The organism is Stratiformator vulcanicus (genome assembly GCF_007744515.1).
GTDB lineage: Bacteria > Planctomycetota > Planctomycetia > Planctomycetales > Planctomycetaceae > Stratiformator > Stratiformator vulcanicus.
In genome coordinates, this window is record NZ_CP036268.1 from 1,872,529 (window position 1) to 1,890,620 (window position 18,092).

The following is an 18,092-nucleotide window of genomic DNA, read 5'->3' on the forward strand; positions in this document are numbered from 1 at the left end:
TTGCTGGCACTGGTGACCGAGCGGACGACTCGCTCGCATGCGGCCGTCGACGGACTTTTCCCACCGGCGCGGGCTGTTCAATTCGAACCGCCGCCTTGCAGCGCGGGCAGGCTACTTTGCGACCGACCAGCGTGGGCTTACGGACCTTCAGCGAAGCCTCACATTGAGAGCAGCGCACGGAAAATGGTTCGAACGTGGCGGAAGACATACCTGATCTACCTGAGCGCAGTGGGAATACTGATCGGCAATTCGACGACTTACGCCAGACCGCTGAGCGGACCGTTGCTGTCGGCGAAGTTCTCGTCGGGCATGCCCATCGATTCCATAACGTTGACGTACAAATTCGATAGCGGAGTGCCGTCGTCGAAAGTGACATGTCGACCGGTCGACAAGTTGCCGCCCGCCTTGCCCGCCATCAGGATCGGACAGTTCTGCTGCCCATGAGCGTCGTAAGTCACTTCTTTTCGTCCACGACGACCATTGGGACCGTTCGTCAAACCGGCCCCGTAAAAGACGAGTGAGTTGTCGAGCACCGAGCCGCTGGACTCCTGAATGCCGTCCAACTTTTGCAAGAAGTAGGACAGTTGCTCGATGTGCATGCGGTCGATCGCCCGCGCTCCGGCGAACTTCTTCGGGTCACCACCATTGTGGGCATAGACGCCGTGCGGGTCTTCGGGGAAGCCGAGAAACTTGAAGCTTCCGAAGTAACCGCCGAGCCGAAGCGTCACGATGCGAGTCACGTCGGTCTGCAGGGCCAAGGCGACTAAATCGAGCATCAGCCGCATCTCTTCCACTCGTCCCGCTCCGTCGCCGCCATAACCGCCACGGCCTTTGCTCGGCTCCGGTCGCTTCGTCCCCTTGGGCAGGTCAATCGGCACGTTCTCCCACTCTTTCTGCCGGGCGACCCGTTTTTCAATCTCTCGAATCGAAGTCGCGTATTCGTCGAGCTTTCGGCGGTCTTCAGGCGCGACTTTGGACCCCAATCTGTTGAGGTCTTGCCTGAGGCTGTCGAGGATGCTGCGTCGCTTACGGCGATTCGCCTCGCGTTCGGCCTGTTGCTCGGCATTGCCGTCTGTAAAGAGGCGATCGAATAGCGCGGCCGGGTCACCTTCGACGGGGCAGACGTTTCCATCGGCGTCATAGCTCAGGAAACCCATGTAGCCGAGTCCGGTCGCCTCGCGGGTGTTGTAGCTTCCCCCACCGACGACAACTTCGAGCGAGGAGTAGCGGGTCCGATCGCCGATCTTGCTCGCCATATACTGGTCGAGCGACATGCGATTTTTCAGCGACACGCCCGGCGTGCCCGAAATATTTGCTCCAGTCAGCAGAGTTCCGAGGTCCTGCCCGTGGCCGTTGACGACACTGTTCGGAATGCCGTCGTTGGCGTGCTTAAGCCCGCTAAGCACGAGCAGCCGATCCTTGACCGGAGCCAGCGGCTCGAGAGTCGACGTCAGCCGGAAGTCGGGACCGGTATCGGCGACGAAGCCGCCCGGCAGGATGCCGTTCTTGCCCCACTTGTTCGCCCGTTCGACGTTCTCACCGTCGCGATAAGGGAAGAATCCGTCCTCGCCCGTCCAGATACCGCCCTCGACGCCGATGAAAACGCTGCGCACCGGATCGCCGCCGGACTGTCCCGCCGCGACCGCCGTGATTGGCGTCATGGCCTCCAACATCGGCAGGGCTAGCGTTCCGCCGACACCACGAAGGACCGCGCGTCGTGAGAGAGGGGAGTGCAGCATGAGAGCGTCCCGTTGCTGTAATTCGTTTCAATAACAGTCTCAGATATGTTACCCGATAGCAGTATCGGAAGTCACGTTTTCAACCGAGCAGGTTCTTGACGTAACCGGAACGGGAGTTGAATTGACACCAAGAGTCCAAACAACAAGTCTCGAAGAGCCATGAAGAGCACCGGGCGTTTTTCGGCGAATCCGTCCCGGCTGGAACTGATTTAAATGCCAGCTAAGATCAGGATCAATAGCCAGCCTTGTCGTCGTTTCATTCCTTTTCACCGGAGTGGCGACTCGACAGTATCGGATGTTGATCCCCTCCTGCGTTATCGGAGCCAGGTCTTGAAAAATATCACTTGCGCTTTCGCCATCTTTCTGCTGGCCCCTTGCTTCTGCTCGGCCGCACCTCCGGCTACCACCGCGGTCAGCTTTAATATCCGGGTGGGAGCCGCACGCGATGGTGAGAATAGTTGGAAATTTCGTAAGGATAATCTCGTCAAGTCGATCAAGACGCTCTCACCGGACCTCTTGGGGACTCAGGAAACGCTCCCGTTCCAGCGGGACTTCCTCGCCCAACAACTCCCTGAGTACAGCGTGTTCGGCGTCGGTCGTGAAGACGGCCGGGAGAAGGGCGAGATTATGGCGATCTTTTGGCGAACGGAACGGTTTGAGAAACTCGATGGCGGTCACTTCTGGTTAAGCGAAACCCCAGAAGACGCCGGTAGTAAAAGCTGGGACAGTTCCCTTCCGCGTATGGCGACCTGGGTCCAACTTCGAGATCGGCTCGATGAAGACGCGCAACCGATCTATTTCATCAATACGCATTTCGACCACCGCGGTCCGGACGCACGCTTGCAAAGTGCGAACCTCATTCGCAAGCGCATCGGCGAACTGGGAAGAGGCTGCTCCGTCATTTTGACCGGCGACTTTAATGCGAACGAGGGAAGCCCCCCATACCGCGCCATGTTTGCTGAGCGAGCGAAAGTAAAATCACCTTTGGTCGATACCTTTCGCACCGTCCACTCGCTACGTGGTGACAACGAGGGGACATGGAGCGCCTTTAAGGCAGATCACAAGTCTTCCCGGCGAATCGACTGGATCGGCTGTTCCCGCGACTGGACGATTAAGAAAGCCGGCATCGATCGGAAAGGCTACGAGGGGCGATACCCTTCAGACCACTACGCCGTGTTCGCAGTTTTGACGCGATAGGTGGTCTTTAAAGTTCATCTCATCGCTGTGCCTTCGGGCGTCTTCAACAGCGACTGACGTTCATGCAACGGCATATCAGATTTTGTCTTGATTATTGATGTTTGGGCCGCCGACCGAGATTTTGTCCGGGAAGTAACAACAATGAATTTGATCTGACGTGATTTTCTAAAAACTAGAGCAGATTCCTGCTGTCTGTGGCGGCTCTCGTGCGCGTGACGCCTGCAAATTCTTACGAATCGCCGCCGGAAACCGCTACACTTATGTGAGATTCGCTCTAGCGAGCTCGATTGGTTGCGCTTACTCAACAGAGCGTCCCCGAGAGGATTCGAACCTCTAACCTTCGGCTTCGGAGGCCGACGCTCTATCCAGTTGAGCTACGGGGACGTATTAGCGGGCGAACGGCGCCTCGTCGGCAGACGAAACTCGCCTCGCTCAGCGGCGGATCGAAAAGTGTAGTGCCCTTCGATGGACCGGTCAAACCGGGCGAAGGTTCACCCGTTACCATTGCCGGGCCGAAACCGATATCCGATGCCTCGGACGGTCTCGACGTAATCGGCCTTCTGGTTCAGTTTCTGCCGCAAAGAACGGATGTGGACGTCGATCGTGCGTTCGAGGGCGTTGGCGTCTTCGCCTCGGCACGTATCCATCAATTCGTTGCGGCTGAATGGCCGACCGGGCTGCCGAATCAGCGTCCACAGCAATCGGAATTCCGTCGGGGTGAGACCGACCTCTTTGCCGTCAATCGTACACATGTGATTGACACGATCGATGGTGACGCCGCCGGAGGCGAGTTGATCAGACTGTTGCCCGTTCGCCGGGGTCCGTCGCAGCAATGCCTTGATGCGATGAATCAGAGGTTTCGTCTTGAACGGTTTCAGAACGTAGTCGTCGGCGCCCATGCTGAAACCGACGATTTCGTCGACCTCCTCCCCACGGGCAGTCAGCATCAAGATTCGCAGATGCTGTGTGCGCGGATCGCTCCGCAGCTCTCGGCAAACCTCCAAGCCGTCAAACACCGGCAGCATCAGATCGAGAATGATGAGATCGGGCAGGAGCGACTGGGCCCGCCGGAGCCCGTCCTGACCATCGGCACAATGGACGACGTCAAAGCCTTCCCTCTCCAGATTGTACTGAAGAATCTCGGCCAGATCGCGTTCGTCCTCGACCAAGAGGATATTGGGCTTTTTCATTTTGCCTTCGCGGCTGCACCTGTCCGCGTCGAAATGGGAGTTTAAATAGGCCCCGAGCGGAATTATAGGCCCGGGCTGGTCGGTTCCGCCATGTCCGGCGGCACATTGATTTCTTCGCCCGGAGCCCGATCGGGAAACTTCTTGCGGTGCCGGATAATGGCCCCCTCGACCATGTAGACCGCTTCTTCCGCAATGTTGGTTGCGTGGTCAGCCACGCGTTCCAAGTGACGACTGGCGGAGAACAGATGCAGCGCCGGGTCGACCTGCGTCGGTGAGGACTTCATCACCTCGGTCAGTTCTCCGATAATCTCGCGATTCAGTTCATCGACGATATCATCGTCGTTGCACACGGCCCGTGCTTTCTCAGTGTCGAGTTCGACATACGCGTCGATACTGCGACGGAGCATATCGAGGGCGAAACGCGCCATCTGCGGGAGTCGCCGCGGCACTTTCACCTTCATCTCGGCATCGACGAGACCGGCAGTCCGTTCGGCAATATGGACGCCGAGGTCTGCACAGCGTTCGAGTTCTTTACTAATCTTCAAGACCGTCACGATGCGACGCAAATCGATCGCGACCGGTTGGTGCAGGGCGAGAATCTTCAGGCATTTCTCTTCGATCTGCACATCGTACCAGTCGATCCTGCGGTCCTCTTCGGCCAGCTTCGCCACGAGTGATTCGTCGGGCCTATCGATTTCGTCGATCGCTCGACCGAGAAGTTCCTCCGTCATCGCGCACATCGTGAGGATGTCGCGATGCAGCGTCTCGAGATCTCGGATCAGGTGAATCGACATGAAAAAAGGCCCGCCATTCCGTGAGCAACTCGGCTCTTCATTCAGACGCTCGTGCCGGTGGCCATTCCATTTCCGGCTCAAATGAAGTCGCCCGACGTGGAGAAGTCGTCTCCTCCACGAATCAACCTTCTAACAGTAGCACCTATCAAATCACCGATTGTCAAAATTGGTGATAAGTACCATTAAGATATCGTGAATTCTCCATAAATGCTTCCTATGCTTTCAGATAGCGGGAATCAAATTGTGGTGACTGGGCGGTCCTTCGACCATTTGAAGCGACAGCAACTCGATCCTGTCGGCCCGCGTCGATGTGGTTCAGGCCTGCGGGAGATGCACCGTGAAGGTGCTGCCCTCGTCGACAACGCTCGCGACTTCGATCCGTCCGCGAAAGACCTGCACGAGGTGCTTTACGATCGCCAAACCGAGTCCGGTTCCGCCGGCGGCCCGTGACCGTGCCGCGTCGACCCGGTGAAATCTTTCGAAGACTCGGGCGAGGTGTTCCTCGGGGATTCCGATTCCGGAATCACGAACTTCGATGTGTGCCTCCCCATTTTCGCTGAGCCAACGGAGCCACACCCTTCCGCCGCAGGGGGTGTAATTAATCGCGTTGTCGACGAGATTGTCGAGAATCGTCCGCATCCCTTCGCGATCGACCTCGACGCGGACCGCATCGACGCTTGGAATGATTTCCAACCGAACGTCTTTCGCACTGGCGACCTCGGAATGCTCTCGCACACAGTCTTCAACCAACTTCGCGACGTCGAGTTTTGCCATGTCGAAGACATCGAGCCCCGACTCAATCCGCGCCAGCCTGAGCAGGTCGCCGATCAAATTGCTGAGCCGGTCGGTTTGATCCGACACCCGTTGCAGGAACCTCTCCAGATCGTTCGGATTATCCTTCGCCCCATCGAGAATTGTCTCGACGCAGGCACTGATGACGGCGAGCGGCGTCTTGAGTTCGTGATGCACGTTGGACACGAATTCGTTACGTAGTCGTTCCAGGCGACGCAGTTCCGTCACGTCGTGCAGGACGATCGCGACACCCGGGCAGGGTGTTCCGGGTAGGCGTCCCGCACGGAGGGCCACAATCTTGGACTGTTTCGACATTTCGATTTCCTGCGTGGCCGACGGTTCGCCGTTGAGCGCGCTTTGCGCCACCTTTTGAATCGAGTTATTGCGAACCACCTCCCACAACGGCCGGCCCAGCAGGTCGCCGGGAGGCAAGTCGAGCATCCGTACCGACGCGGCATTCGTTAGCAAGATGCGTTCGGCGGGATCAACGGCGAGGACGCCTTCGGTCATGCCTTCGAGGACGGCCGCCGACCGTTCACCACGCTGTTTCAAGGATTGATTTTCGTCTTTCAGCCCGGAGATGATCTCGGCTTGAGCTTCATCCATCCGCCGTAGTGCCTGCTGCAATCGCGACAGTTCGTCACCCCCGCCCGAGTTGGGAAGGCGGATTCCGGACCCTTCCCGCGCGGCGACATCAGCAGCTTTCGTCAGTTCTCCGATCGGACTGGAAACACGCTGCGAAACCCAGGCGGCGATGCAAAACCCGACCAAGCCAAGGATTCCCGACCAAAGTCCAATCGAGACGCGGAAATTGCTCACCTCTTCGTCGATCGTGCTCATGGGCACCGATGTTCTCACGAAACCACGAAGCCCATCGGGCGGACCGATCCGGCGGGCCGCATAGAAAATTCGTCCCTGCGTTTCGTCGAATCGAATATCGGTGCCGAATCCGACGTTCTGTGCTCGCAGCAATTCGACGTTTCGCAGTTGATTTGGTAGTTCCGGAACTTGCTCACTACTGTCAGCCAAGACGGTCCCGTCCGCTCGAATGATCGTGATCCGAGTCCCGGTCGCGGCCGCCACCCGTTCAACTCTACTTTGAAGTTTCGCGTCGGTGGAACGATCGAAATCCTCAACGAGGCCGGCGGCGACGACGAGATCGGCACCGTTAAGCCGGATTGCCAATTGCTGCAGGAGTGATGCCTGCAACTGATTCCCACAGACCCACGCCAGACAGAACGCAGCGGAAGCGGCGAGAACGAAGTACGGCAGAAGAAATTTCCAAAACAGGCGGTACCTCATGCCCCGTACGTGCTCCGTCGTCCCGATTGGTGCTGTTAATTGCAGGGCATCACGAAATCGACTGGCTGCTGACCAGAAGTAGCCTTCGCGATAGATGGCGGACTGGCTCGAAATTTGAAACCTGAATCAGAGAGGTTAGCCGGTTCGCACACGATGATCGCCGCGCAATTTGACTAATCCGAAAACTCGATCCGCCGATCCTGACGAGCCTAGCGGAGGTTCATGACTATTTCGTGAAAACCGACCACGAATCTCGTGATCCAACTACCGAAGGTCAATCGTTGCTGTCATAACGGTGTTGGTGTGCGGAAGTCCGCTTGAGCACTAAATCACCAAAGAACTACACAACCTGGGACGGAGAAGAGTCAGTGAAAAAGTCGATCGTTGCGTTGCTGATGTTTGCCGGAACTGTCGGATTCAGCCTTGGTTGCGAACCCCCCGCTCCTGAAACAGGGTCGAAAACCGTCCCGACGGAAGGGACTGTCGATACGACCGAAGCCGGCAGCGCCGTCGAGAGCGGATCAGCTATCGAATAGTGGCGTCGCGAGAATCGTCGATTGAGGGCTGTACTCGTCGAAATTCTTTGGCTGACGGCATTCCGGCACGAACGATCTCGCAGGCAGGAATTGAAAAAGGCGACCGGTGATCCGGTCGCCTTTTTCTGTGTCAAACTCCGCCGAATCCAAAGCAGAGACATCACCGTCAAAATGGGTAAAAAGTAGCGGCGGAGGGACTCGAACCCCCGACACGCGGATTATGATTCCGCTGCTCTAACCGACTGAGCTACGCCGCCTTGAGTATGTAGTATATTCGGTCGTCGCTCGGATTGAAGTGTAACGGCGACGGAACCGGCAATTCGAGTTTCTCAGATCCGTCGAGGCGGGACGCGACAGAACACATTCGCGCCTCACAACCGGACGCAGAACCTGCCGAAGCCACGGATTTGCATTTTTCTCGACGAGGGAAGTCGGAACGAATGCCGATAGATTCCTTCGCGCCCCAACCTTCGGGCTGAGAGCCGGCTCGCTACGACTTCACCCGCATCAGACAGGATCTTGCGCGGAGAAGTTCGCGGTGAATCGTCCGGAGAGACTTTTCAAGTTGATTCTGGCACCGGGCCAACCTTCCCGTAAAATAATGTGGCGTTCAACGGCATGGACGAACCGACGGTGACCAGAACGGCGCTTTCATGAAATACATTCGTCGATTTCGTATGGAAGTCCGCTGTGATGCGGTGTCCGGTACCTCAGAACTGCCGGATGGCTACCGGTGGGTGCGCTGGACTCCGGAACTGGCTCGACGACATGCCCGGGTCAAATTCCTCAGCTTTCGGTCGGAAATCGATACGCGATTGTTCAGTTGTTTCGAGACGTATCGCGGCTGCCTGAAGCTGATGAACGACATCTGCCGCCAGTCTTCTTTTTTTCCCGACTCGACCTGGCTGATCGCGAAGCAATCGTTCGTCGACCTCTCGACACTCGATTGCGGCACAATTCAAGGGATGCGTGTCGCCGAGAAGCTCGGTGCGATTCAAAATGTCGGTATTATTCGCGATGCCCGAGGGCTGGGACTCGGACGTGCCCTCGTCGTAAAAGCGATTGAAGGCTTTCGCGAAACGGGAGCCCAGCGGGTCTATCTTGAAGTCACAGCCGACAACCGCCCGGCCGTCGCGCTGTACGAATCGCTCGGTTTTCGGGTGACCCGCACAATGTTCAAGGCCGCTCGACGTTTTTCAGCGCCGGTTCGCGTCTGATGCGACGCTCGCTGCAAATGCAGCGGTGCGAAATCATTTTCGGGCGTCGATGATCGCCGGAAGGATGGCCGTTTGCGTCGGCGAATCGCTGAGTTTGCGGCAGACGGTGACGAGAACTTCTTCATCTTGGTGATCTCGACCCTCCCGGAAGCGATCGATCTGCACTTCCCCGATGACCTCGTATTCGAAGGGGATCTCTTCTTCCGGCAGCAAGTTCCAGACGGCGAAGATCGGTCCGACGAGTTCAGGGTTCTCAGCCGCGTCGGCCGGCTTGATCATTGGAATGTGTCGGTCGAAGTGAAATACGAACTGATGCGGCAATGGCCCTACACTGGTCAGAGGAGCGTTCCCGATCATTGTGTCTCGGGCAACGGCCACGTTGGCAGCCGCGTCAATCTGCACGTTGACGCGGGTGTTGAGCATGAACCCGGTGAAGGTCAGGCCGAGGACGCAGCCTATGCACGTGACGGCCAATCGGATTTCATTGGCCCGTGCCCGCCGATGCAGTGAAAGCAGGATTGCGGCGGCGGCCAGGCAGACCAGGCAGAACAGCGATACGAAAGCGGGCGGCTGCTGTAGCCGAACCAAGACGCCCCACGGCTGGAGAGCAATGGCGACGACAGCCGCGGCGAGCCCGACCGACGCCACCGCAGAGCCTCTCAGAGTCATCGGCCACCAATGAGCCAACCACCCCGTGCGTTTCGGATCGGTCGCGAATTCACAAGCGGCACCGATCATCACCGCGAGCAGTGGATAGAGCGGCATGAAGTAGCGTGGAACGGCATCGGCGGCAAACCAAATCGACGGGAACGTCACGGCCGCAGCCAATAGGTGAAACTGCGAAAGTCCTCGAAGATCGACACGTTCACGCCAAAAAGACTTTGTCGCGAGTGGGATCAATCCGATCGACCACGGCATCATGCAACCGAAGACTTCCAGCGGGAACGTCAGCAGGTGCTTGATGAGCCGGGAGTAGTTCGTGGTGCTGTGGAAGTTATTTGTCGCGAGCTTAAACCATACGCCGTATGCGTTGCGCGGTCCGGCCTCAAGCAAATACGGGATTTGCCAGGCTCCGACGATTCCGACGAAACTGAGTCCGCCAACAACATGTGCGGCTGAGAAAAGCGTTTTCCAGTCACGTCGCCAAAGCAGGAATGCGACGACGGGAGCCCCGAAATACACCGGCCCCTGCGGACCTTTGGCGAGGGCGGCGAGCGCCGCAAGGCTGTAGCCGGCCGTCCAAAAAATCCAAGGTGAGATGCCCTTCGAATAGCCAAAGTGCCATACCATCAGCGATGAGGCGAGTAGTAACGTGAAGACCGCTTCGGTCTCCGCCGTCCACCCGATATCCATCACCTGCGCCATCGTCGCGAAGGCGACCGCCGCGACAAACGACGCAGCTCGACTGAGGTATTGCGTGCTGTAGAAGTAGATGACGAGTGTTGTCAGCAGAATCGCGATCACCGAGGGCAACCGGGCCGCAACGACGTCAACCCCGCCGCGGGCCGCGCCGGCAATGGCGATCAGCCAATTCCCGAGCGGAGGCCGGCTGTGATAGAACTCGCCCTGCTGACGAGGCACGATCCAATCCCCGGACCGCAACATCTCGACGGCAACCTCGGCGCGGCGTGTCTCTTCGCCACGCAGATGCAAGGTTGTAAGCCGCCCGGCGTAAATGCCAACGACCAAGAGCGTAAGGATCGCGACATCGACGATCCACTTGCGATCCGCGAAAAGACGCCGCTCTCCCGCCGGTTCGTTCATCATTCCCAATCCTTGGGAGTCGCTGGTTAGATCAGGGGGATCGCGGTCGGCTCTAGCCTGATAAGCCGCGATGAATCACCGACGAATCGAGCATCGGCGGCACATGTCGAGCATTTCTCAATGTCTCGACCCGCCACCGGGTTTTAGCTCTTTGGCTCAAAACGCGGAATAAGAATCTTCGTGCACAGAGTGCCGAATAACAGCCCGACACTCAGGCCGACCAGAACGTCGCTTGGAAAGTGTGCACCGGAATTGATGCGGTGTCCGACAACCAGCACTGTGAACAAGGCGAACAGGCCGCGGCCCTTCGGGTAGTAATACGTCAGGATGACAGCCAACCCGGCGGCGGTCGCCGAATGGGCCGAGGGGAAGCTGTGGGGAGCGCCGCCGGAGGCGATTCCCGGTAACCAATCGACAAACGTTGAACTCGTCGAGAGGTTGGCGAAGTCGTAGTTACGCGGACGAATTCGACCGACGAACAATTTCAGAATGTCGGCGGAAATCCCCGCTCCGGCCGCCGTGGAAAGTACGGCCCATGCTTTGAACAGCCGCTGTTTTGTCGGAAGTGCTTCGAGCGCAAATACGACTAAAGCGATCGCAACGACACCGACTCCGTGACCGAACGGTTCGATATTGTTGAGAATTGTTCGCAGCAGCCCGATATGAGCGGCTTCCTGCTTAAAAAGCAGATTCGAAAGCACGACGTCGTACGGTGCGACAACGACCGCAGCGACAAGCAGTGCCGATGGCAATCCCCACCACGGCAACGTCGCAGCCGATGCGCCTTCTTCGGCTTTTGATACCGAGGGACGGGACTCGATTCGAGCGAGCGGCTCGGCCGCGGACATGGCGGTCGCCGTTGTTAGTGGAGACAAGTTATTCGCTTTCGGCGCGGAACCGTAGCAGGGAGTTGGAGATTCCGGAAGCCGGATTCGTGCCACGGTTTCGAGATGCGATATCGACGCTCCGATTCGGCGTTGTCTGATGACGGTACTTTTCACTACGTTTCGCCGCCCGACGCGATCACGTGTCGGCAAGCAATAACCTGCAATGACCGCTGTGGATTGTCCGAATGTCGCGCGCAACTGTCCGTCGTGATCTGCTTCTGTTGTCGCTATTAGCCGGTACGGTCTTCTTTTTCGACCTCGGCGGAGCCGACCTGTTTGACGACGACGAGCCGAAGAATGCGGGCTGCGCGGCGGAAATGTATGCCCGCGGCGACTGGTTGGTGCCGACGTTCAACGGCGAACTCCGGTTGCACAAACCGATCCTGCTCTACTGGTTCATGCTGACCTCGTATCACATGTTCGGCGTAACGGAATTTGCGGCGCGATTCTTTTCCGCATTTTTCGCTGTCGGCACGGTCCTGTTGACCTACGACATCGGCCGTCGGCTCTTCGACCGTTCCGCCGGGCTCTGGTCGGCAGTCGCGCTGGCTACGTCACCGATGTTTGTGGTTGTGGCCAGGGCCGCCAATCCCGATTCGGTTTTGATCTTTCCGATCACCCTCGCTTTCTGGGCATATCTTCGGCTGATTCTCAGACAGAACGGAGGCGTACTGCCGGACGGTCAGACGTTGAAGACCGGTGATCCATCGGACTCGCAAGACGCCTGGAAGCAACTGATTCCCCGCGGCTGGACGATGTTGCTGCCGTATTCGGCGATGGCGGTCGCCGTGCTGGCCAAAGGGCCGATCGGTTTCGTGATGCCTTGCGGCGTCCTCGGCCTGTTTATCTATCTGCGTTCGTTGGGACCGCAGACAACGTCGACCGAGTCGTCCTTCTGGTCTGCAGTGCTATCGACCATCCAGCACTATATTCGCCCTGTTCAACTGGTCCGTGTCGCGCTGGCGATGCGACCGGACCTATTAATTCTTGCCCTGCTTGTTATCGCTTCACCGTGGTACATCGCGGTAGGAATTGCGACCGAAGGCGAATGGCTCGCCGGATTCCTTGGGCGTCACAATGTCGGGCGATTCTTAAAGCCGATGGAAGGCCACGGCGGCTCGCCGCTCTATTATGTGGTCGCGATCATCGCTGGCACGTTCCCCTGGTCGGTCCTGCCGTTCCCGATCGCCTGGCAAGTCGCACGGGACTTTAAAGCGGGAGATCGATCTCGAACGTCTCACACGTTGGTCCTCTGCTGGGTCGGCGTCTTCGTCGTATTCTTTACCTTAGCACGCACAAAGCTGCCGAACTATGTCCTGCCGTGCTATCCCGCGGTTGCGTTGGTGATCGGCCGATTCTTTTCGATTTGGTTGACTGAAGCGACTTCGTTGCCGGTTTGGACGCGTCGAGCCGCCAGTGTGATTCTCGTGACAGCGGGGGTCGGCATGGCTGTCGTGCTGCCGATCGTCGCCGTTTATGTATTGCCGGGACAGGAGTATCTCGGATTAATCGGGCTGATTCCAATCGCCTCGGGCATCGTGTTCTATCGATTGTCAGAGGCCGGACGATTTAACACCGCAAAGCAAAGCTTCGCCGTTTCATGCGTGGTGTTCGTTACCGCAATATTCTGGTTGGCTGCGCCGGGAGTCAGTCGGCAACAAATCTCACGTCGATTTGTCGAACAGATCGCGGCAGATCGGGCTGATCTGCCGCCAATCACGGTATTCGCCTTCTGGCGACCGAACCTCGTGTTTTATTCCCGGGGACTCGTGCCGGGCTTCGATAGCTCGGAGGCGCTTGACGAGTATCTCGCCGAAAACCATACCGCCCGAATTCTGGTGCGTTCCACCGACCTCGAACGAATCGATCGGGAAATCACCGATCGCTATCGGGTCACCGACCGCACGCAGGGCTTCCTCAGACAGGACGATGTCCTTCTGCTGGAGCCCGCGAATGATCTCAGCGAACAAGAATTAAGATTGGCCACGTTGCCTGCTGCTTCAGGGCTTCACTGATTCAACCGTCCGTTCCCGCTAATCCCATCCTCTTCTCCCGTCTAAATGCGTCCCGCCAACTCCGGCACCTTCCACACTTAATATTGCTACCACGTATGATCGGCACCTGCTTCGATCGCTATCTCATCGCCCGCTATATCCACGTGTTCGTGATCTTCACGATCGGAACGCTGGGTTTGGTGTCGGTGATCGACTTGCTCGACAACGTCGACGATTTCACGTCGCGCTGTGACACAACGCAGGAACTACTGCTTAGCATTGCGAAGTATTATTTCTTCCTGTCGCTTGCCGCGTTCGAAGTCATGGGCGGTCCCGTCGCATTACTCGCTTTGTGCGTAGTCTTATGGACGCTGCAGCGAAATAGGGAATTGCCGGTGATGTTGGCGGCCGGCGTCCCGACGGTGCGGATCGCCATCCCGCTCGTCGGCTGCGTGGGTTTTGCCATTCTGCTTGTCATCGCCGATCAAGAACTTGTTATCCCCCAGATCGCCCACCAGCTCAGTGAGTCCCGCGGTGCTAAAGAAGCGACCGGGCATAAGGCGGAAGCAGTCTATGACCGCTCCAGCGGCATCTTAATTCAGGGCCGAAACGTTTTTCTTAAGACCAAGACGTTAAGTTTCGCGGAGTTCGTGCTGCCGGCCCCATCACTGGTCGACAATCTTTCCCGCATAACCGCGGAGAAAGCCCGCTACGTCGAGCCGACGGGTGATCGGCCCGGAGGTTGGTGGCTGAAGAACCCATCGCCCTCATACGAGGAACTAGCATTGACCGACGCCGGTCAATCGGTCGTCCGCAAGGTGGCCGGAGAGTCCGACATCTTCGTGATTAGCGCCGTCACCTGCACGCTGTTGCATAAGCGAGATTCGAGCTTCACTCGGATGTCGATTGCCGAACAGTTCGGGCTTCTTAAAAGCGGGGCGATCGCTGAGTCGACTTGTCGGCGAATTCGGGCCCACCTCCACCAACGGATGACGCTTCTTCCTACTTATCTGGCCGCCGCCTGCCTCGTGGTGCCATTAATGATTCGCCGCGAAGCCAGTGATGGTCCACTGGCATTTGCTCGCTCAATTCTTGCGGCGGGAGTCGCCTTCGGGATTCTCCAGGGTTGCGGATTTCTCGCGCACGCGGGAATCGTACCCGGCGAAGCTGCCGCATGGACTCCCATCTGTTTCTGCGCGTCTGCAGCCACCTGGTTCCTAAAGGATATCGCGACGTGAACAAGACACTCGACGAAGCAATTTCCGAAGAACCGGCGTCCCACGAAGTGCGAGAAGACCGTTCGGGTTTTCGCCCGCCGCACGGCTGGGATGTCGGTAAAGTGGCCGACTTTCCTCTGCTATGGCCGCTCAGTCTGGTCATCGGGGCCTCAATCCTGGTCGTTGTGACGGGAGCTGATCTCGCGATTACACGATCCTTTTACCAATTCGCAGACCCTTCAACGCATTTGCAACCGGGATGGATTCACGCGGATAAGCAGCCTTGGCGGTGGATCGATGAGCAACCCGTTCGTCTTGTCATTGCGATGGTGGCCGCATCAATCGCGGGAATGGTCATCGGATATTTCTCACCATCTCGCAGGCGCTGGATGGTAGCCGGGATGTTCATTCTCGCGGTGATGGCGATCGCTCCCGGACTAATGGTTAATGGGATATTTAAAGGGGCATGGGGCCGTCCCCGTCCGACACATGTCGCTGAGTTCGGAGGCCAAGCCGAGTATCAGCCGTTCTGGCAAATCGGAAACGATCCGATTAATCACAAGGGCTTTCCCTCAGGCCACGGTACGATGGCTTTCACGCTCATGGTGCCGGCATTCCTATTCGGCACTCGCCACCGAAAATATGCCCTGCTGTGGCTCACCGGCGCGATCTGCGTCGCCTCCGCTGTCGGACTCGCGCGGATCGCCCAAGGAGCGCACTTCACATCAGATATTTTGATGTCAGGGGCGCTGGTTTATGCGGTGGCGATCGGCTTTCGACCGCTATTCTTCGAGGTCGACCGGAGTGGCGGAAGCGTTATTGATCGTCTGCGCTGCGGGCGGCAATCGAAAGAAGACTTAAATGACCAAGATCAGGGCAAAACTATTGCGATTCAGAAAGCCGCTTAGGCATTAAATAGCATCACGCGTTAGCGGAATTATTATTTTCGCGATTGCTGGCGAAATTCCCCTGCCAACGCAGCTCCGATGCAGTCTAATTAATTGCAGCACCTCCGCCGGTGGCCGCTTCCATAATCGCTTGTTCGGTGAATTCGCCACGGGTGAATTTGCCAGTGAGGCGGCCTTCGCACAGTATCAGAATACGATCACAGAGGGTCATTAATTCCGGCAACTCGCTCGAAGTCACGATCACCGCCATCCCCTGCCGGGCCAGCTTATTGATGATCTGATAGATGTCTGCCTTCGCCCCGACGTCGACGCCGCGGGTTGGGTCGTCGAGCAACAGCACCTGCGGGTTCGTCCGCAGCCAACGGGCGATGATGCACTTTTGCTGGTTGCCGCCGGAAAGGCTCATCACGTTCGCCTCCGTCCCAGCGGTCTTAATTCCCAGTGATGCCACCGATTCGCGTGCCGCTTGACGTTCTTTCTTAAGAGAAACAACGCCTCGGCGTGCCACTTGATTGAGCGTGCATTGCGTCACGTTCTCGCGGACTGTCATTAATGAGAACAGCCCGAGCCGTTTGCGGTCCTCGGTTACGAGTGCGATCCCGGCCTTCATCGCTTGATGCGGGGCGTCAAAATGAACGGCCCGACCATTGAGTTCGATCAGACCTTGCGGCCGCTCCGGACTGGTGCCGAACAGGCACTCCAATAGTTCAGTGCGTCCCGCCCCCATTAGGCCGGCGAAACCGAGCACTTCTCCCGCTCTCAAATCAAAGTGAATGTCCTCCAGTCGCCACTGCTTCGCATGACCGGGCCGGGGTAATTTAAGACTATGGATACTGAGCACGACATCGCCAAGAGTACGGTCGCCTACAAGATCAGCATTCTCGATCTCGCGTCCGACCATCTGGTGAGTCACTTCACGCGGCGATGTCTCTGATCGATCGAGCGTCGTCACGTGGCGGCCATCGCGGAGGACCGTAATGCGATCGGCAAGACGGAAAACCTCGTCCATTTTGTGCGAAATATAGAGGATCGTTGTGCCCCGCTCGCGAAGTGTGGCGATGACGCGATAAAGGCGTTCGACTTCGCCCTCCGTCAGCGCGCTTGTCGGCTCGTCCATAATTAGGACGTCACTCTTCAGCGAAAGGGCTTTGGCGATTTCGACGAGCTGCTGATCTCCAATTCTTAATTCGGATACGGGTCGCGCCGGCGCAATGTCGGTTTCTAAGTCCTTAAAGAGCGAACGAGCCTCCTCATTCATCTGGCGTTCGTTGAGTAGTCCGAACCTTGTCGTCCGTTCTCGTCCCAAGAACACGTTCGCTGCCGCGGAGAGTTCTTCGACGAGATTGAGTTCCTGGTGAATAATGCTGATCCCGGCGGCCTCGGCATCTTGGGTGCCGGTGAAGCGGACCGGTCGGCCCCGCACGGCGAGCTCGCCTTCGTAGTCGGTCAACACGCCCGAAAGAATCTTCATCAGGGTGCTTTTGCCGGCACCGTTCTCACCGCAAATCGCGTGCAGTTCACCGTCGGCCACGTCGAAAGAAACGTCTTCTAAAGCGGTGATGCCGCCGAAGCGTTTACCGATGCCGCGAATTGAGACGGCAGTTGTTGCTACATTCACCCGTCTTCCCTGCGAATCAGACGATACCGATTGTATCCGGCAGGGTTAAGGGACCGCTCCAGTCGAAACGCAGCATCTAGCACGTCTGAGCGCAGAAAACCGTTCTCGTCGGGTTGCCGCTCGACATATTGAGAAGATTCGGGATCACGCGTGAGTAGGTCGAACTGCAACGCTTCTTCACGGGCATCGACGAGCCAATATTCAGCCACGCCCGCTTCAAAATACGCGGTCCGCAACTTTTCCTTATCTTTGAATACGGAACTGTCGCTGACGATTTCGACCACTAAAGCGACCGGACCCTCGACGAGCGTGAATTTCCCCGGCCTGTTATTCGATGGCGGATGAAGTTTGACATCGCCGTTTCGAATTGACTCGTAAGTCACGACGAGGATATCCGGCTCAGCCGACAGGTTACCTGGTACCGACTTTAATCGCGCGTCCGATATGTAAACCTCGCCCAAGTCCAACTCGACGGTCCGAAGTGTGATTTCAACTGCAATATGCGTTTTGGGGCCGCCATGATCGGCGAGTTCCTCCGCATTCATATCGATCTCAATATCACCATCGATGTAATCGATACGTCCCCGCAGGGGAAAATGATCAGACCGTGCCCAAGCGGTGAAATTTTCCAATGACTCGGCTGCGCCGAGCGGAATTTGGACGTCGGGGTCATGAAAAATGACGGTCGACATGGCCGGTTTCCTCTCTCGGCGCCGGAACACTATTCACCATTATCTCAATGGCTCTTTCCGACGCAATCGCTAATTGCGGTTGATCGCTATCGTGTCTGGAAGCGAAGAGCATCGAAACTAACCGGCGACTGATCCGCGGTTCGTAGTGTCGACGGGCGTTTCCCCGATCGAATCATTTAATATCCAGATCCCTTGCTTGCGCTGCGGGCTTGTTCGATGACTTCGTCTGTTTTTAATTGTTTCTT

The 18,092-nt window shown here is 57.5% G+C and carries 14 protein-coding genes and 2 tRNA genes; 6 read left to right on the plus strand and 10 right to left on the minus strand.

What is annotated here, in order from left to right:
- Positions 1–257 precede the first annotated feature (257 nt).
- On the minus strand, positions 258–1,739 hold the full coding sequence (locus tag Pan189_RS07260) for a DUF1552 domain-containing protein (protein WP_145363279.1): 1,482 nt from the start codon (positions 1,737–1,739) through the stop codon (positions 258–260).
- Positions 1,740–2,069: 330 nt separating this feature from the next.
- On the opposite strand from Pan189_RS07260, the gene Pan189_RS07265 reads away from it, so the two are divergent.
- Complete coding sequence (locus Pan189_RS07265) at positions 2,070–2,936, plus strand: endonuclease/exonuclease/phosphatase family protein (protein WP_310821209.1); 867 nt, start codon at positions 2,070–2,072, stop codon at positions 2,934–2,936.
- A 310-nt stretch (positions 2,937–3,246) separates the two neighbouring features.
- Here the strand turns inward: Pan189_RS07265 and Pan189_RS07270 are convergent.
- The 4 genes from Pan189_RS07270 to Pan189_RS07285 all read right to left on the minus strand — a co-directional run bounded on the left by Pan189_RS07270 (position 3,247) and on the right by Pan189_RS07285 (position 7,014).
- Positions 3,247–3,320 (minus strand) — tRNA-Arg (locus Pan189_RS07270).
- Between the two features lie 107 nt (positions 3,321–3,427).
- Positions 3,428–4,126: a response regulator gene (locus tag Pan189_RS07275; protein WP_145363280.1), complete on the minus strand. Its 699-nt coding sequence runs from the start codon at positions 4,124–4,126 to the stop codon at positions 3,428–3,430.
- A gap of 62 nt (positions 4,127–4,188) precedes the next feature.
- Positions 4,189–4,920 (minus strand): phosphate signaling complex protein PhoU, encoded by a 732-nt coding sequence (phoU, locus tag Pan189_RS07280; protein ID WP_145363281.1) that lies wholly within the window; start codon positions 4,918–4,920, stop codon positions 4,189–4,191.
- Positions 4,921–5,235: 315 nt separating this feature from the next.
- Positions 5,236–7,014: a sensor histidine kinase gene (locus Pan189_RS07285; protein ID WP_145363282.1), complete on the minus strand. Its 1,779-nt coding sequence runs from the start codon at positions 7,012–7,014 to the stop codon at positions 5,236–5,238.
- A gap of 317 nt (positions 7,015–7,331) precedes the next feature.
- Here Pan189_RS07285 and Pan189_RS21285 point away from each other — a divergent pair, with 317 nt between their 5' ends.
- Positions 7,332–7,550: a hypothetical protein gene (locus Pan189_RS21285; protein WP_310821210.1), complete on the plus strand. Its 219-nt coding sequence runs from the start codon at positions 7,332–7,334 to the stop codon at positions 7,548–7,550.
- Positions 7,551–7,733: 183 nt separating this feature from the next.
- Here Pan189_RS21285 and Pan189_RS07290 read toward each other — a convergent pair.
- Positions 7,734–7,807 (minus strand) — tRNA-Met (locus tag Pan189_RS07290).
- A gap of 396 nt (positions 7,808–8,203) precedes the next feature.
- On the opposite strand from Pan189_RS07290, the gene Pan189_RS07295 reads away from it, so the two are divergent.
- A complete protein-coding gene (locus Pan189_RS07295; RefSeq protein ID WP_145363283.1) occupies positions 8,204–8,767 on the plus strand; it encodes a GNAT family N-acetyltransferase in 564 nt (187 codons plus the stop codon).
- Between the two features lie 33 nt (positions 8,768–8,800).
- On the opposite strand, the gene Pan189_RS07300 is transcribed toward Pan189_RS07295, so the two are convergent.
- Positions 8,801–10,534, minus strand: a complete 1,734-nt coding sequence (locus tag Pan189_RS07300; RefSeq protein ID WP_145363284.1) for an ArnT family glycosyltransferase — start codon at positions 10,532–10,534, stop codon at positions 8,801–8,803.
- 140 nt (positions 10,535–10,674) lie between these two features.
- Positions 10,675–11,379 carry a phosphatase PAP2 family protein gene (locus Pan189_RS07305; protein ID WP_145363285.1) on the minus strand — a complete coding sequence of 235 codons (705 nt, stop codon included), beginning with the start codon at positions 11,377–11,379 and terminating at the stop codon, positions 10,675–10,677.
- Between the two features lie 224 nt (positions 11,380–11,603).
- On the opposite strand from Pan189_RS07305, the gene Pan189_RS07310 reads away from it, so the two are divergent.
- From Pan189_RS07310 to Pan189_RS07320, 3 genes are all read left to right on the plus strand, one after another.
- On the plus strand, positions 11,604–13,433 hold the full coding sequence (locus Pan189_RS07310) for an ArnT family glycosyltransferase (protein ID WP_145363286.1): 1,830 nt from the start codon (positions 11,604–11,606) through the stop codon (positions 13,431–13,433).
- Positions 13,434–13,528: 95 nt separating this feature from the next.
- The gene (locus Pan189_RS07315) at positions 13,529–14,650 is read left to right on the plus strand and encodes an LptF/LptG family permease (protein WP_145363287.1); all 1,122 of its coding nucleotides are present in this window, start codon (positions 13,529–13,531) and stop codon (positions 14,648–14,650) included.
- Complete coding sequence (locus Pan189_RS07320; RefSeq protein ID WP_310821211.1) at positions 14,647–15,537, plus strand: phosphatase PAP2 family protein; 891 nt, start codon at positions 14,647–14,649, stop codon at positions 15,535–15,537. The genes Pan189_RS07315 and Pan189_RS07320 overlap by 4 nt, the downstream gene beginning before the upstream one ends.
- 85 nt (positions 15,538–15,622) lie before the next feature.
- On the opposite strand, the gene Pan189_RS07325 is transcribed toward Pan189_RS07320, so the two are convergent.
- Positions 15,623–17,155: a sugar ABC transporter ATP-binding protein gene (locus tag Pan189_RS07325; protein WP_145363289.1), complete on the minus strand. Its 1,533-nt coding sequence runs from the start codon at positions 17,153–17,155 to the stop codon at positions 15,623–15,625.
- Complete coding sequence (locus Pan189_RS07330; protein ID WP_145363290.1) at positions 17,152–17,847, minus strand: Uma2 family endonuclease; 696 nt, start codon at positions 17,845–17,847, stop codon at positions 17,152–17,154. Before Pan189_RS07330 ends, Pan189_RS07325 begins: the two co-directional genes overlap by 4 nt.
- Between the last annotated feature and the right edge of the window lie 245 nt (positions 17,848–18,092).